We start from the raw sequence: 14,941 nt of genomic DNA, 5'->3' as shown, positions 1-14,941 counted from the left end.
CGGGAGAGTGTGCAATGGGTGCAATGAAGACGCCTGGCGTCTATATCGTGGAGAAGAACGCCTTCCCGAATTMGGTGGTGGAGGTGGCAACGGCCGTTCCGGCGTTCATCGGCCATACGCAGATTGCCGATAACCGCAACAAGCCGMTCAGCATGAAGCCGTGGCGCATCAGTTCCATGGCCGAATATCACCAGTACTTCGGCTTCTCGCCGTTTCCGCGCTTCACGATCGCCGAAAAGACCGATGCCTCGGCGATTGCCGCGTTCCGCGTGGCCGGCAAGGACTACGTGCTCGAGATGCCGGAAGGCAAGGACGGCGGCGGCTACATGCTCTATCGCGCGCTGCGCCATTTCTTCCAGAACGGCGGTGGCCCGTGCTACATCGTCTCCGTGGGCGACTATACGCAGGACCTCGACCTCGACAAATTCAAGGCTGGCATCGACGAACTGCTCAAGGAGCAGGAGCCGACCATGGTCGTGATTCCGGAGGCCGTGCGTTTCAAGGCCGCCGAATGCATCGACCTGCAGCAGGCCGTGCTGGCCCACTGCGGCGACAAGATGCGCAGCCGCGTGGCGATCCTCGACATCTGGGGCGGCGACAAGCCGCGCAGCGACCCCGCCGGCGATCCCGTAGCCGCATTCCGCAACGCGCTGGGGATCAATTTCCTGGATTTCGCCGCCGCCTACTACCCGTGGCTGAACACCACGGTCATCGGCGACAAGGACATCAGCTACGAGAACATCGCCAACCCGGACGTGCTGATGCAGTTGCTGCGCAGCGACCTGGGCCTGCCGGACACCTTGCCCGACGACGCACCGCCCAAGACGCGGGAACTGGCCGGCGCCGTCGCCGACATCGGCAAGGACTGGAGCGCCACCACGCCGCCGCTGACGGACGACGCCATCCTGACCAGCAAGGCGTTGCTGAACAAGACGCTGACTTCGGTCAGCAGCCTGTTCAACACCATCCTCAACGAAGTCAAGTACCAGTTGAACCTGCTGCCCCCGAGCGCGGCGATGGCCGGCATCTACACGATGGTCGACAACACGCGCGGCGTCTGGAAGGCGCCCGCCAACGTCAGCCTGGCCGGCGTGGTGTCGCCGTCGGTGTCGATCTCCGCGGTAGACCAGGAAGAGCTGAACGTCACCACGCAGGGCAAGTCGATCAACGCCATCCGCAGTTTCATCGGCGAGGGGGTGCTGGTCTGGGGCGCGCGCACGCTAGACGGCAACAGCCTCGACTGGCGCTATGTGAACGTGCGCCGCACGATGATCATGCTTGAGGAATCGTGCCGGCTGGCGGCCAAGGCGCTCGTTTTCGAGCCCAACGTGGCCAATACCTGGGTCACCATCAAGAGCATGATCCAGAACTTCCTGACCAGCATCTGGAAGCGCGGCGGTCTGGCCGGCGCGGTGCCGGAGGACGCGTTCAGCGTGCACGTCGGGCTGGGCGAGACCATGACGCCCGACGACATCCTCGAGGGCATCCTGCGCGTGACCGTGCTGGTGGCGATGGTGCGGCCGGCGGAGTTCATCGAGATCACGTTCCAGCAACAAATGCAGAAGTCCTGACGCCGGGTCGCGGGCAGGGTCCAAAGACAAATCACAGATAGCAAGGGAGAAGTGTCATGGCAGACGACGGCTCGGCACAGTCGAAGAACGTGTGGCCCATTCCGAAGTTCCACTTCCAGGTGAAGTGGGACTCCACGGTCATGTCTTTCGAGGAGGTCTCGGGGCTCGACGTCGAGGCCCAGCAGATCGAATACCGTTCGGGCGACAGCCCGGTGTTTTCCACGGTCAAGATGCCCGGGCTCAAGAAGTTCGGCAACGTCACGATGAAGAAGGGCGTTTTCAAGGCCGATAACAAGTTCTGGGACTGGTTCAACCAGATCAAGATGAACACCATCAAGCGCGTGCCGGTGATCATCAGCCTGCTGGACGAGACCGGCAATCCGACCATGGTCTGGACGCTGAACAACGCCTGGCCGGCGAAGATTACGGGTACCGACCTGAAGGCACAGGGCAACGAGGTGGCCGTGGAAACCATCGAGATCGCCCACGAGGGCCTGACCATCGCCAACAGCTGACGCGGGATCTTCCATGCAGAAATCGGCGCGCTTCGGCACCGACTTCACGCCGGTTTCGTTCGCCTTCTCGGTTGGCTTCACCAACATCGCCACCGGCGTTGACTGCTCCTTCCAGGAGGTGTCGGGCATGGACCAGACGATGGAGGTGGAGGACGTGCAGTGCGGCGGCGAAAACCGCTTCGTCTACAAGCTGCCGAAGGGCATCCGCCAGGACAAGCTGGTGCTGAAGCGTGGCGTGGCGGACATGCGTTCGCCGCTCATGCGCTGGTGCAAGTCGGTCCTTGGCGGCGGCTTCGTGCAGGCCGTGACACCGATGGACGTGAGCGTCTACCTGCTGGACGAGGTGGGCAACAAGGTACGCGGCTGGACCTTCCATGCGGCGTACCCGGTCCGCTGGGGCGTGGACGAGTTCCAGTCCACCAAGAACAACCTCGCCATCGAGACCATCGAGCTGGCCTACCTGAACTGCACGCGGGAGCTCTGAGCCCATGACGATCGAAGTCCGCCAGATGGTAATCCGCTCCRAACTCGGCAACGGCCAGCGGGGTGCGGCACCGGCCCGTGCCGAGGCCGAGCCCGATCCCGCGCAGTGCTGCGACGAGGACGAGGCCGCCAGCACGCGCCACCGCGAGCAGCGCGCGCAACTGCGCATGCTGCGGGCGCAGCTGGCCCGGCTGAGGGAGCGCTAGATGCCATTGCAGTCGGCCGAATTGACGCCACTCAAGATCACGGCCTGCGAGGACAAGGGCGGCGTGGTGTCGCCCCAGGCCGGCGCGGGCAAGTCCGTCTCGCTGCTGATCAACCCTTCGCAGCTGCGCCACGAGCGCAACACGTGCTTCAGCAAGGAGAAGCCGATGGGCGACACGGGCTCGGGCCGGCCGTTCAGCCATATGCAACCCGGCAAGCTTTCGTTCGCGGTGATCTTCGACGGCACCGGCGTGGTGCCGCGCCCGGCCAACAGTGCCGTGCCGGCCGAGGTGGAGGACCAGCTCAAGGCGCTGAGCGCCGTGATCTACGAGTACAAGGGCGTGCAGCATCAGCCCAGCATCGTCCAGATCCTCTGGGGCCAGCTTATCTTCACGGGCCGGTTGACCAGCTTCAGCACCGACTACACCATGTTCCGCCCCAGCGGCGTGCCGCTGCGCGCGACGGCCTCGCTCGCCTTCGACTCGTATACCAGCAGCAAGCAGGCCAAGCTCGAGGCGGACGCCAGTTCGCCGGACCTGAGCCACCTGGTGCAGGTGCGCGATGGCGACACGCTGCCGCTGCTGTGCGAGCGCATCTACGGCGACAGCCGCTATTACATGGCCGTGGCACGCTTCAATGGCCTGCGGCAGTTCCGTGCGCTGACGCCGGGCATGGCGCTACATTTTCCGCCGCTGGAGTAGCGCATGCCAACCTATCCGTCGATCGACACCGATGGCGTGCTGCGCCTCACCGTGAGCGCCAACGGCACAGCGCAGCCGGATCTCGCCGTGGTCTCGGTGACCGTGCGCCGCGCGTTCAACCGCATCCCATGGGCCGAGATCGTGATCCGCGACGGCGATATGCCCACCGGCACCTTCGCCTGCGGCGACTCCGCAGATTTCGCGCCCGGCAGCGTGGTGACCATCAGCGCCGGTTTCGGCAACGACGAGGCGCAGATCTTCAGTGGCGTGGTGATCCGCCACGGCGTACGCATCGAGGGCCAGAACGATTCGCGGCTCGTGATCGAATGCCGCGACGCCGCGGTAAAGATGACCGTTGGCCGCAACAATGCCAATTTCATCGACAGCACCGACAGTGACGTCCTGTCCACGCTGATTGGCGCACACGGGCTGACGGCCAAGGTCGACACCACCGTGGGCAGCTATGGCGAGATGGTTCAGTTCCACAGTTCGGACTGGGACTTCCTGCTGGCGCGCGCCGAGTTCAACGGCATGCTCGTCGACGTGGAGGACGGTACGGTCAACGTCCAGACGCCGCAGGCCGGCGGCGCCGTCGCGTTCGGCGTGACGTGGGGGCTCGACCTGTACGAGTTCGATGCCGACATCGACGCCCGGCTGCAGTACCAGTCGGTGCAAGCCACCGCCTGGGACCCGGCTGCGCAGGCCATCGTCCAGGGCGACGCGGCTGCGCCGGCGCCGTTCAACGCGCAGGGCAATCTCGACAGCGCCACGCTGGCCGATGTCATCGGCCTGTCCGTCATGCCGCTGCGCACGGCCACGACGCAGTCGCCACAGATGCTGACGAGCTGGGCCAAGGGCGTGCAGACCCGTGCCGAGCTGGCGCGCATTCGTGGCCATCTTCGCTGCATGGGCACGGCCCTGGCCCGGCCAGGTGTGCTGGTGCAGGTCAGCGGGGTGGGCCAGCGCTTCTCGGGCGCGGTCTACGTCACCGCAGTGGAGCATGCGCTGGTGGGCGGCTTCTGGCACACCGATGTCGAGTTCGGCCTCGATCCGGCCTGGCACCCCCTCCAGCACGACGTGGTGGCGCCGCCTGCGTCGGGGCTGCTGCCCGGCATCGGCGGCCTGCAGATCGGGGTGGTGCTCAAGCTGGACGGCGACCCGCTCAACGCGCAGCGCATCCAGATCTCGCTGCCGGTCACGCAGGCGCAGACACAGGGCGTCTGGGCCCGGCTGATCCAGGGCTATGCGTCGAACGGCTTCGGTGCCTTCTTCCTGCCCGAGGTCGGCGACGAGGTCATCGTCGGCTTTCTCAACGACGACCCCTGCCACCCGGTGGTGATCGGCGCGGTCTACAGCGCCAACCATGTGCCGCCGTATGCCATCGAGGCCGCCAACGACACCAAGGCCATCGTGACCCGCGCGCGCCACGTGATTGCGTTCGACGAGAAGAACAAGACCGTGACCATTACCACGCCGGGCAAGAACAAGGTCGTGTTCGATGACACCGCGCAGTCGATCCTGCTGCAGGACCAGCACAACAACAGCGTGAAGCTCTCGGAGGCCGGCATTGCCTGCGACAGTCCCTACGACATCACGCTCACCGCCCAGGGCAGCATCCGCATGAGCGCGAATGTGTCGATCGAACTGACGGCACAGGCCGACGTCAAGGCCGCAGGGCTCAATGTGCAATGCGAGGCACAGGTCGGCTTCACAGGCAAGGGCGGCGCCACGGCCGAGCTGTCCGCCGCCGGCCAGACCACGGTGCAGGGGGCCATGGTGATGATCAACTGAGCCCCACCGGCCGCCCCGCACCTTACTGAACCGAATCGAATCGAACCGAACCGAGCCCACTGCCTGCCGCCATGCCTCCCGCCGCCCGCTTGACCGACATGCACGCCTGTCCGATGCAGACCCCGGGCCTCCCGCCCATTCCCCACGTGGGCGGGCCGGTGATCGGCCCCGGCGTGCCGACAGTGCTGATCGGCAAGCTGCCGGCCGCCGTGGTTGGCGACAACGCGGTCTGCGTGGGCCCGCCCGACGTCATCGTGCAAGGCTCGGCCACAGTCATCATCGGCGGCCGCCCGGCGGCACGCGTGGGCGACACCACGGCCCACGGCGGCACGGTGGTGATGGGCCTGCCCACGGTCATCATCGGAGGCTGACGATGAACGAGACGAGTCCGTTCCTGGGCCGGGGCTGGCAGTTCCCGCTGCGCTTCGACCCGCGCAACGGCCAGGTCGGCATGGTGGCCGGCGTGGAGGATATCGAGGAAAGCCTGCGCATCCTGCTCGGCACCTATCCGGGCGAGCGCGTGATGCTGCCGGCCTACGGCTGCAGCGTACGCCGCGCGGTCTTCGACACCCTCAACGAGAGCACGCTGACCGAACTCAAGGAACTGATCCGCCGGGCGATCCTGTTCTTCGAGCCGCGCATCCTGCTCGAGCGGATCGACGCCGACGTGCTGCCGCTGGAAGGCCGCGTGGACCTGCAGGTGTGCTACATCGTCCGCACCACGAACACGCGGCACAACCTCGTCTATCCGCTCTATCTCGACCAGGCCACCGAGCCGGTCCGGATGTACTGAGGCGGCGCGGTATGTCAAACGGTACGCGTCAGGAGGACCGCCTGGCCGATGCGCTCGCATCGCACCACCTGCTGCCGGACGAGTTCGGTCTGGCGGACCGCCTGCGTCTCACCCTGGCGCAGGCGCGCGGGCTGCGCTTCGGGGCGGGCGGCGACGCCAACTGGGATACCGTGCTGCGCCAGGACGAATCCATCCTGCTGGCCGAGCTGGCATCGTTCCCGCTTGAGCGTCTGGAACGGGATTTCCTGGCCGCACTGGACAGCGAAGGCGAGGGCGCGCTGTGGGCGCGCATCTGGCAGCTGGTGCGCGCCTACGACGGCTGGTGCTGGTGGCTCGGCGGGCAGGGCGTGATCGCTCACGGCGTGGGGGACCAGCCGCCCGTGGCCGACGGCAACGGCATGGGCGATGCGCTACGCGAGGCGCTCTACGCACAGATCTCTCAGGGACTGGCGAGCGTGCTGCGCACCGGCATCGACGCCTTCGGCCACGGCGGCGGCACGCTGCACCCGGCCTGGGCGATGCCGGCCGGGCATAGCGCCCACGCCGACGCCCCCCTGGCCGGCACGTTGCCCGAAGACGATGCCGCCGCGCGGCGGCAATGGCTGCGCCGTGGCTGGCTGGCCATGCGGTTGGCCATCGCGCGGCTGCAGCCACTGGCACGCGCGCGGCTCGGTCCCAGCCTTGCCACCGGCCGGCACGAGCCCGCAATGGGCCTGCTTTTGACGGCGCTCCAGCTGTTCCAGTACAGCCGCGCGCCGCTGAACCGCTTTCCGGACCGGCTGATCGATTTCTACTACCGCGACGTGCTGCGCCTGTCCCCGCGCCCGGCGGTGCCGGAAGCGGTGCACCTGCTGCTGGGCCGTGCGCCGCGTTATGCCGGGCCGGTCGATATCGACGCCGGTACGCGCTTCCTGGGCGGCAAGGACGCGCAGGGCCGCGCGCTGGCTTTCGCCGCCGATACCGCGCTGACGGTGACCGATACCGCGGTCGCCATGCTGTGCAGCCTGCGTGTGGCGCGCGACCCGAGCATTTCGCCTGAGCGGGAATTCGACTATCCCACGCGCATCCAGGTCGAAACGCTGCCGCTCCTGCCGCCCGAGGCCGCGTATGCCGAACGTGCGCCGTGGTGGCCGCTGCTGGGGGGCGCCGTGCGCGACTCGGCCGCGCAGGCGCACGACGCGCGGCTCGGCTTCGCCATTGCCTCCCCGCTGCTGCGGCTGCGCGAGGGCCAGCGCGAGATCCGCGTCCGGCTGCAGCTGTCGCATCCGGCCAGCGACGATCCGGCGCTGCAACGCGCATTGCGCACCGCGCACGCGGCGCGCACCGTCGACTGGCTCGCCGATCTGTTCCAGCGCTACGCGGCGCGGGAGCGCCAGCAGTTTCCGCCACGCCCACGTCCACGCGCAACGCCGGCCCCCGCGCCCGCTGAATCGTCCGAGCCCGCCACGCTGGCCCAGGAAGCCTGGGCGCGCTCGCCGGATTTCGGGTCCGACGTGCAACTGGCCTACCTGCTCGCGGCCTGCCTGGCCTGCGCCGACGCCGAGCGGTTCGCGGAACGGCTGGGGCGGCTGTTCGCGGCCTGGCTCGTGGCAGGCGAGGAAGACCTGCGCGCCGCCGATCTCACCGCACTGCGCGCGCACGCCGCCAGGCTCGATCCGTCACGCGCGKGGCGCCGCGTGGAGATCGACGATCCGCTGATCCTGATCCACCCACCGCGCGACGCCGCGCAGGCCGGCGCGCTGCCGGACCGCGCGCTGATCTTCGAGCGGGTGTTCGCCGATGTCTGGCACGTCCAGTTGAGCGTGCCCACGGGTTGGCTGCGCATCGACACGGTCTTCACACGCCGGCGGCCCGGCAGCGGCGACCATGCCGGCGGGGCCATCGAACTGACGCTGCGGCTCGGCCCCGAGCAGCCCCCGGTGGTGCCGTGCCAGCCCGCCAGTCATGGCGCGCCGTGGCCGGCGCAAGCCGTGCTGCAGTGCATGCTGCGCACGCAGAGCCGGCTCTTTGCGCACGGCCTGCTGGCGCAGTACGCGGTCCACGATATGCGCCTCAGCGTGAGCGTGCAGGACATGCGCGACGTGGTGCTTTACAACCAGCTTGGGCGCCTCGACCCCTCCAAACCGTTCCTGCCGTTCGGCCCGACGCCTGCCGTCGGCAGCCATCTGGTCCTGGGMAGCGCCGAGTTGGCCTGCAAGCCGCTACAGGCGCTGCAGGTCGACCTGAAATGGTCGGGCCTGCCCACCGCGCCGGGCGGCTTTCCCGAGCATTACGCAGGCTATCCCGGCGACTGGTCGGCCAGTGACTTCGGTGTCGGCGCGCAGGTGCTGACCGATGGGCAATGGCGCGGTGCGGATACTGCGGTGCTGTCGCTGTTCAGCACGCACGACGGCGATGGCCGCGGCGAGCGCCTGGTGCCCGGCCACCGGCTGGTGTTCCCGAGCACGGTGCTGCGCCGGTTCCAGCGCGCGGCCGCACCGGTCGCCCCGGGCCAGCCGTTCCAGTATGGCCTCGGCACGCGCGCCGGTTTCTTCCGATTCGATCTGAGCCAGCCCGCCGGCGCGTTTGGCCACGCGGCCTATCCGGCGCTCCTCGGCGCAGCGCTCACCCGCAATGCGCGGCGCAAGCGCGCCGGTCCGCTCCCGCGCGAACCCTACACGCCGGTGCTGGAAAGCCTGTCCCTGCGCTACCAGGCCAGCCAGGACATCGACCTCGTCGGGGAGCCGAACGGCGGCCATGTCGATGGGCTGGTGCAGGCGGCCTATCACCTGCATCCGTTCGGCGTTTCGCCGATGGCGCGAGCTGGCGGCCAGCCGCCCGCGCTGCTGCCGCGCTTCCCCCATGACGGCAATCTCTACATCGGCCTGTCCGGCGGCAATCCACAGGGGGCGCTGAGCCTGTTCTTCCACCTGCGCAGGGAGGCAGCGGCCGGGCGCTGGGCCGATGCCGAGCCAGCCTTGCATTGGGCGGCGTGGCGGGACGGTGGCTGGCAGCCGCTGCCGGCGCACGCGCTGGTCAGCGACGGCACGCAGGGCATGCTGCGCCCGGGCATCGTCCGGCTCAACCTGCCGGCCGGCATGGCGGCGGACTGCCTGGCTGTGTCGCGTCCCGCCGGCCAGGCGTACTGGCTGCGGCTCAGTGCCGATTGGGGCWTCCTGCGGCTGGCGGGTCTCCATGGCGTGCACGCCCACGCCGTGCACGCCACGCGCTGTGTCCCGGCCGATGCCGGCATCGCCCCGGACGCGGTGCAGGTAGCCTTGCCGCCGGGCAGCATCGACCGCCCCGAGCGCAGCGTGCCGGGTCTCGGCGCGGTGGTGCAGGTCGGCCCGTCCGAGGGCTGGCGCGCCGCCGATCGCCCTGAGGCGGTGCGCCAGCGCGGTGCCGAGCGGTTGCGCCACAAGGCGCGCGCGGTCACGCGTTGGGACTACGAGCGGCTGGTGCTCGATGCCTTCCCGGCGGTGTGGAAGGCCAAGTGCTTCCCCCACCACGAGGTAACGATCGACGACGACACGGCGGCCAACCGCAGTACGCGCCATCGCCACCTTGCCAACCATCCCGGGCAGGTGCTGGTCGTGGTGGTGCCGCATCCGCATTCGGGCGACCTGTTTCGCAGCACCGAAGCCCCGCGCTTCGACGCCGCCGTGCTCGACGCCATGCAGCGCCACCTTCAGTCGTGTGCGCCGCCCGGCGCGGCCGTGCGGGTGCGCAACGCTGCCTACGAGCGCGCGCAGCTGCGCTGCATCGTGCAGCTGCGCGCCGACGCCCACCCCGGCGCGGCGGTGCGCCAATTGAACCGGGCGATCGTCGAATACCTGTCGCCGTGGCATGCGGACGGGCTCGGCGCGGAGTTCGACTGGAGCGTGYGCGCGGAAGCCGTGGAAGCGTTCCTGCGCGGCCAGCCCGGTGTGGMCGCCGTGGGCCGTGTGTCGATGCTCCATATCGTGCGCAACGACAGCCAGTTCAACGCGCTGCGCGACACCGCCACGCACGTGACCCACGGCGAGGCGCGCACGCTGCGCCCGGCGCAGCCGTGGAGCCTGCTGCTGCCCACGCGGCGTCACCTGATCGAGTTGCGCGACGAGGTCGGCCCGCTGGTGCCGCAGCGCACCGGCATCGCCCGGCTCGAGGTGGGCCATACCTTCATCGTGGGCCGTTCGCTGCCGACGTCTTCCGCGCAGGAGCGAGATGACCAGTAGGAACCGAGAATCCCTCAAACGCTATTTCCGCGAAGGCGCGCTGCCTGACGAGGACCATTTCGCCGATCTGATCGACTCGATGCTCAACATGAGCGACGAGGGCTTCCGCAAGACGGTGGAACATGGTTTCGAGGTCTATTCGCCGGTTGGTMACGATGCGTTGATCAGCTTCTTTCGCGACCAGGACCCCGAGCGGCCCGCTTGGCGCATCGGCTTCGGCGGTGAGCGCGACGCGCTGCTGGTGCAGGGCCGCGCGGCCGGTGCCGGTGAAGGGGAGGGCAAGGAGGAGGGCGAGGTGGGGCCGGCGCTGCTGTGCCTGGACCAGGCGCGGCGTATCGGCATCGGCACGGAGCAGCCTGCGGCCACGCTGGACGTGGCCGGAGCGGTGCGCAGCCGGGGGCGCCAGGGCGCGTTCGGGCGCACGCATGCGACCCCGCTGCGCGCCGACGGCACGTGGCAAGACCTGACCGACGACCTGGAGGGCTGTCAGGCGTTCGAGGTCATGGCCGGCGCGGGGCTGCGCGGCAAGGGCCGCTTCGGGATGGTCCACGCCATCGCCGTCAACACCTACAACCCCACGCTCGGACTGTTCGACTTCCTGAACCGCAAGCGCGGCATCCGCTGCACGCACGGCTACTACAGCCGCCGCTGCGACAAGCTCGAATTGCGCTGGACCGGCACCAGCGGGCGCAATGCCACGTACCGGTTGCAGATCCGCACCGGCTGCGATTTCGGGCCGGACGTGCAGATCCAGGCGCAGCTGACCCAGCTCTGGTTCGATCCGCACATGAGCGGAGGCCAGCCGTGAGCCGAACCAACCCCGCACCCATGACCGGGCCGATGTCGGGTCCGGGCGCTTCCACCGATCCGCCGCCACGCGGCACCGTGTTGCCACCCGGCGCAGTGGATGCCGACGCGCTCGGTACGGCCGCCATCGCACGGCTGTACGGCGACGCGCCGTTCAGCTATCCCGACCTGCGCGCGCGGGGCATTGCGCTCTCGCAGGCGGCCAGCGGCCAGCTCTGGACCGACTACAACCTCCACGACCCCGGCGTCACGCTGCTCGAGTCGCTGTGCTACGCGATGACCGAAGGCGTATTCGCCGCGGACGCCGACGTGGCCGACCTGCTGACCGCGCCCGATGGCCGCATCCATTACCGCCGCCACGCGCTCCACGGCGCGGAGGAAGCGTTGCCGTGCCGGCCGACCACCGAAGCCGACTGGCTGCGCTACCTGCTGGACCGCGTGCCGGCGGTACGCCAGTTGCGCCTGCGCATGCCCGCAGCGGACGGGCGGTGGCAGATGGCGCTGCGCGTGGCTGATGGCGACGGCGAGGCCGCCGCGCGCGACACCGTGCGCGCCTACCTGGCCCAGCGCAACCTGGCCGAGGATCTCGATGGCGCACCCGGCATCCTGCGCCCGCGCTGGTGCGCGCTGGAGATCCGCCTCAGCGTGGAAGGCCCGCGCGAGCTTGGCGACATCCTCGTCGAACTGGTGCGCCGCTGTGCCGACATCGTCGGTGCCGCGCCGCCGCGCCAGCCAGTGCAGGCCCGCCTCGCCCAGCGCGACGCCCAGGGCCGCGTGCTGCCCACCGACGAACTGTTCGACGGCCCCGCCGTGCAGTGCGGCTGGATGGCCACGGAAGACCTTCGGCACGATCCGGCCAACCGGCTTTACTTCAGCGACCTCGCACGCGCACTCCGCGAGATCGACGGCGTGGCCGACATCAGCACGCTACGGCTCGTGCCACTCGACGCCCCGGCCACGGACGTTACCCATGACGAGGCCGGCGACAGCCTGCCGTGGCAGGGCCCGGACTGGGCGCTGCAATTGCGCTGGCCGGAAGATGCCGATGCGCTGGCACGCTGGGAAGTCAGCCGGCGCGGTAGCCGGCTCCATCTGGATACCCATGCCCTGCTGGTACGGCTGGCCGATGCTCGGCAGGCGGCGCGCGTCGCCCTGACAGCGCCACGTACGGCGCCGTATGCAGGCCAGTTGCTGCGGCGGCCCACCGGACACTACCTGCCCGATGCCCCCTACCTGTCGAGCTGGCACCACTTGCCACCGCTCTATCGGGAGGCTCACCTCGCGCCGAAGGCCGACCCGGCACGGCAGGCCCAGTTCGGCGCCTATCTTGCCCTGCTCGAACAATGGCTGGCGCACGGCAGCGCGCAGACCCAGCACCTGCGGGCACTGTTCAGCGTGGCACGCGCGTCGGCCGACAGCTACTGGTGGACGCCGCTGGACGCCACGCACATCCCCGGCCTGGCCGGGGTGCCGGCCGACACGCCGGCGGCCGTGCAGGCGGCGCTCAGCCAGGAAGACGACGCACCCGAGCGACGCAGTCGCGTGCTGGACCTGATGCTGGCGCTGCACGGCGAATCGTGCGACCAGCACAGCATCCAGCGATTCGGCGTGTACTACGATAGCGCCGCCTGGCAGGCCCATCTGCTGACTTGCAAGCGGCGCTTCGTTCAGCGGATCGTGCGCCATACGCGGGACCGCGCCGGCGGCTTCGACTACAGCCGCCCCTCACTGGGGCGGCGGGGCAATACCGCGCCGCTGCAGGAGCGCGTGGGGCTGCTGCTCGGCTTCGCCGAGACGCACAGCCGGCGCCTCGCGGGCGTGCTGGCGCGCCACGGGCTGGCCCTCGACGAACGCCCGCCGCACGTCGCCCAGCCGCCCATCGCCCCCGCCACCCGCCCGACACCCCAGGCGGGCGCGCCCGACCACCCCGAGCTGCTGGTGATGTACCCGCCGGCACGCGCGCGGCTTGTCGCGCATTACGAGGAAGACCTGGCCGAGCGCCAGGTGCATGAACGGCTGGCTTTTCACTTCCCGCAACTGGCGCCGCAGGCGCTGCCGGCAGCACTGTTCCGCTGCGCAGTTCATGCCGGGCGTTATCACCGCGTGGAAGGGGCATCGGGGCCGGAACTGTGGTTGGGGCCGGACGAAGCGGGCCATTGGTGGCCGCTGCCGGTGCGCGACGGACCCGGCGGCGTGCTGGCACCCGCGCTCTACCTGCATGAGCTGGCCTGCCGCGTGCAGCGCGAGGCGGAAGGTCTTCATCTGGTCGAACACATCCTGCTGCGCCCGCTGGGGCAGGATGGCGGCCAGCCGGACGTGCCCGAAACCTTCTACGCCCACCGGATCAGCGTGGTGCTGGCGGGATGGACCGCACGCGGCGCGGACCGGAGCTTTCGCGATCTCGCAACGGAGACCATCGGTCTCGGCTGTCCGGCGCATGTCAAGCCGGACGTCCATTGGCTCGACACCACCGCGCTGGCCGCCTTCGAGCAAGAGTTCGCGGCATGGCTGGACGCCCGCATGGCCCACGCCCGCGACAGCGCCGCCGTGGCGCAGCTCGACGCCTGCGCCGCGCGGCTGCGGCGGCGGCTGGCCGCCCTGGCGGGAGACCAGCCATGAGGCAGGCGCATGCGATCGAGACGCTGACCTGGCACGCGCTGGGCTCCGACGACCGCGAGGCAGCGCGCGCCCATCAGGCCCGCCTCAGCGCGTTCCTGAACGGGCCCGGGCGGGCGACGATTGCCCGTGTGTTTTCGCGCCTCTCCGTGCCGGGCGAGGTGTGGCAAATTGAGCGGCTCGAAATCGACACCGGCCCGATGCCAGCGGATGGCAGCTTCGGCCAGTGGTCAGCCATTCTCGAGCGCCAGCTGGCCGACGCGCTGCATCACACACTGCATAGCGCGCGTCACGGCCAGCGCGGAGGGGGCATGCGTGCGGACGCCGCCGCGCTGGCCGGCATGGCGCCAAGGCCGGCGGACCACCAGCGGCTGGAGCACTTCCTCTTCTATCTGCGCCACGGACACCTGCCGTGGTCTCGCAGTGCGATGGCGGGGCGTGGGCTGTCGGCGTGGCTGGCCACGCTCGCACGGCGCACGGGGCCGCGCCTGTGGTCGTTGCTGCGCGCGCTGCGCCCCGCGGATTACGTGCTCGCGCGCCTGAGCCAGATCACGCCGTACCAGGGGTTGCAGGCGCTGGTGGCGATTCGCCATCGGGAACTGGCCGAGAGCCTCGACATGCTGGACGCGCAGATCCTCGCGCCGCTCCAGGCACGCGGTCGCCTCAGCGCCTATCAGGTGCAGCAGCTGCAGCAGGCGTGGCGGGTGGCGGCGTTCCGCACGCTGTGGGACCGGCACGCCGGGCACCTTGGCGCAGATGGCATCCAGCGCTTGCGGCGCGAGCTTGGCGCCGCGCTGGCGCGGCAACTGGGGCAGGGCGGACTGGGCGCGTGGCGGCCCGCACGCCGGCAACCACCGGGCCGCGCCAACGATGCCGCGCTCGCCCCCCTGCTGTTTGCTGGCGTCATCGACACCGTGGCTCCCGGCGCGATGCTGGCCCCGGTGCCTGCGCGCCTCGCCCCAGGCATGCCGGGGGGCGCGCCCGAGCACGCGCGGCGACCGCTGGATGCCGCGCTGGAACGGCTTGGCACCGCACTGGACGGTAGCGTGCCACTGGACGGCGCGGCGCTGGAGGTGCTGCTGCAGGATCTGTATCGACGCGAACCCGACGTGCTGCGGGCCCGGCTGCGTGGGCTGGTGCTGCGGGACGGGCAGGCCGAACAGTGGCTGGCGCGGCACGGCGCGCCGCTGACTGGCCGTGTGTTGCGGGCGCTCGCACCGCGCGACGACGCGGCKCGCGGCGCGAGCCTCGGCGTGCACTGGGC

Annotated in this window: 12 protein-coding genes; all 12 read left to right on the top strand. The window is 69.8% G+C overall.

The features are described from left to right. The first annotated feature begins 14 nt into the window (after positions 1–14). Entirely contained in the window at positions 15–1,571 is a 1,557-nt protein-coding gene (locus tag AC1EJR_RS24340) for a phage tail sheath family protein (RefSeq protein WP_477147679.1), read from the top strand. 56 nt (positions 1,572–1,627) lie between these two features. After that, entirely contained in the window at positions 1,628–2,086 is a 459-nt protein-coding gene (locus tag AC1EJR_RS24335) for a phage tail protein (protein ID WP_092296337.1), read from the top strand. Positions 2,087–2,099: 13 nt separating this feature from the next. Then, a complete protein-coding gene (locus tag AC1EJR_RS24330) occupies positions 2,100–2,570 on the top strand; it encodes a phage tail protein (protein WP_092296334.1) in 471 nt (156 codons plus the stop codon). A gap of 4 nt (positions 2,571–2,574) precedes the next feature. Next, positions 2,575–2,775, top strand: a complete 201-nt coding sequence (locus AC1EJR_RS24325) for a hypothetical protein (RefSeq protein WP_477147678.1) — start codon at positions 2,575–2,577, stop codon at positions 2,773–2,775. After that, a complete protein-coding gene (locus tag AC1EJR_RS24320) occupies positions 2,776–3,474 on the top strand; it encodes a LysM peptidoglycan-binding domain-containing protein (RefSeq protein WP_092296328.1) in 699 nt (232 codons plus the stop codon). 3 nt (positions 3,475–3,477) lie between these two features. Further along, entirely contained in the window at positions 3,478–5,265 is a 1,788-nt protein-coding gene (gene vgrG / locus AC1EJR_RS24315; RefSeq protein WP_477113777.1) for a type VI secretion system tip protein VgrG, read from the top strand. Between the two features lie 98 nt (positions 5,266–5,363). Then, entirely contained in the window at positions 5,364–5,636 is a 273-nt protein-coding gene (locus AC1EJR_RS24310) for a PAAR domain-containing protein (RefSeq protein ID WP_255370870.1), read from the top strand. A gap of 2 nt (positions 5,637–5,638) precedes the next feature. Continuing rightward, positions 5,639–6,058 (top strand): GPW/gp25 family protein, encoded by a 420-nt coding sequence (locus AC1EJR_RS24305; RefSeq protein WP_092296319.1) that lies wholly within the window; start codon positions 5,639–5,641, stop codon positions 6,056–6,058. Positions 6,059–6,069: 11 nt separating this feature from the next. Beyond that, positions 6,070–10,254: a hypothetical protein gene (locus tag AC1EJR_RS24300; protein ID WP_477147677.1), complete on the top strand. Its 4,185-nt coding sequence runs from the start codon at positions 6,070–6,072 to the stop codon at positions 10,252–10,254. Continuing rightward, entirely contained in the window at positions 10,244–11,062 is an 819-nt protein-coding gene (locus AC1EJR_RS24295; protein ID WP_477147676.1) for a hypothetical protein, read from the top strand. The genes AC1EJR_RS24300 and AC1EJR_RS24295 overlap by 11 nt, the downstream gene beginning before the upstream one ends. Further along, entirely contained in the window at positions 11,059–13,680 is a 2,622-nt protein-coding gene (locus AC1EJR_RS24290) for a hypothetical protein (RefSeq protein ID WP_477147675.1), read from the top strand. Before AC1EJR_RS24295 ends, AC1EJR_RS24290 begins: the two co-directional genes overlap by 4 nt. Further along, positions 13,677–14,941 (top strand): contractile injection system tape measure protein (locus AC1EJR_RS24285; protein WP_477147674.1); only part of this gene is annotated, 1,265 nt, incomplete at its 3' end. The genes AC1EJR_RS24290 and AC1EJR_RS24285, both read left to right, overlap by 4 nt.

Source organism: Cupriavidus sp. 05T42 (assembly GCF_056396345.1).
Note: the sequence above shows the minus strand (reverse complement) of the source record. Positions and strands in the feature narration are given on the sequence as shown.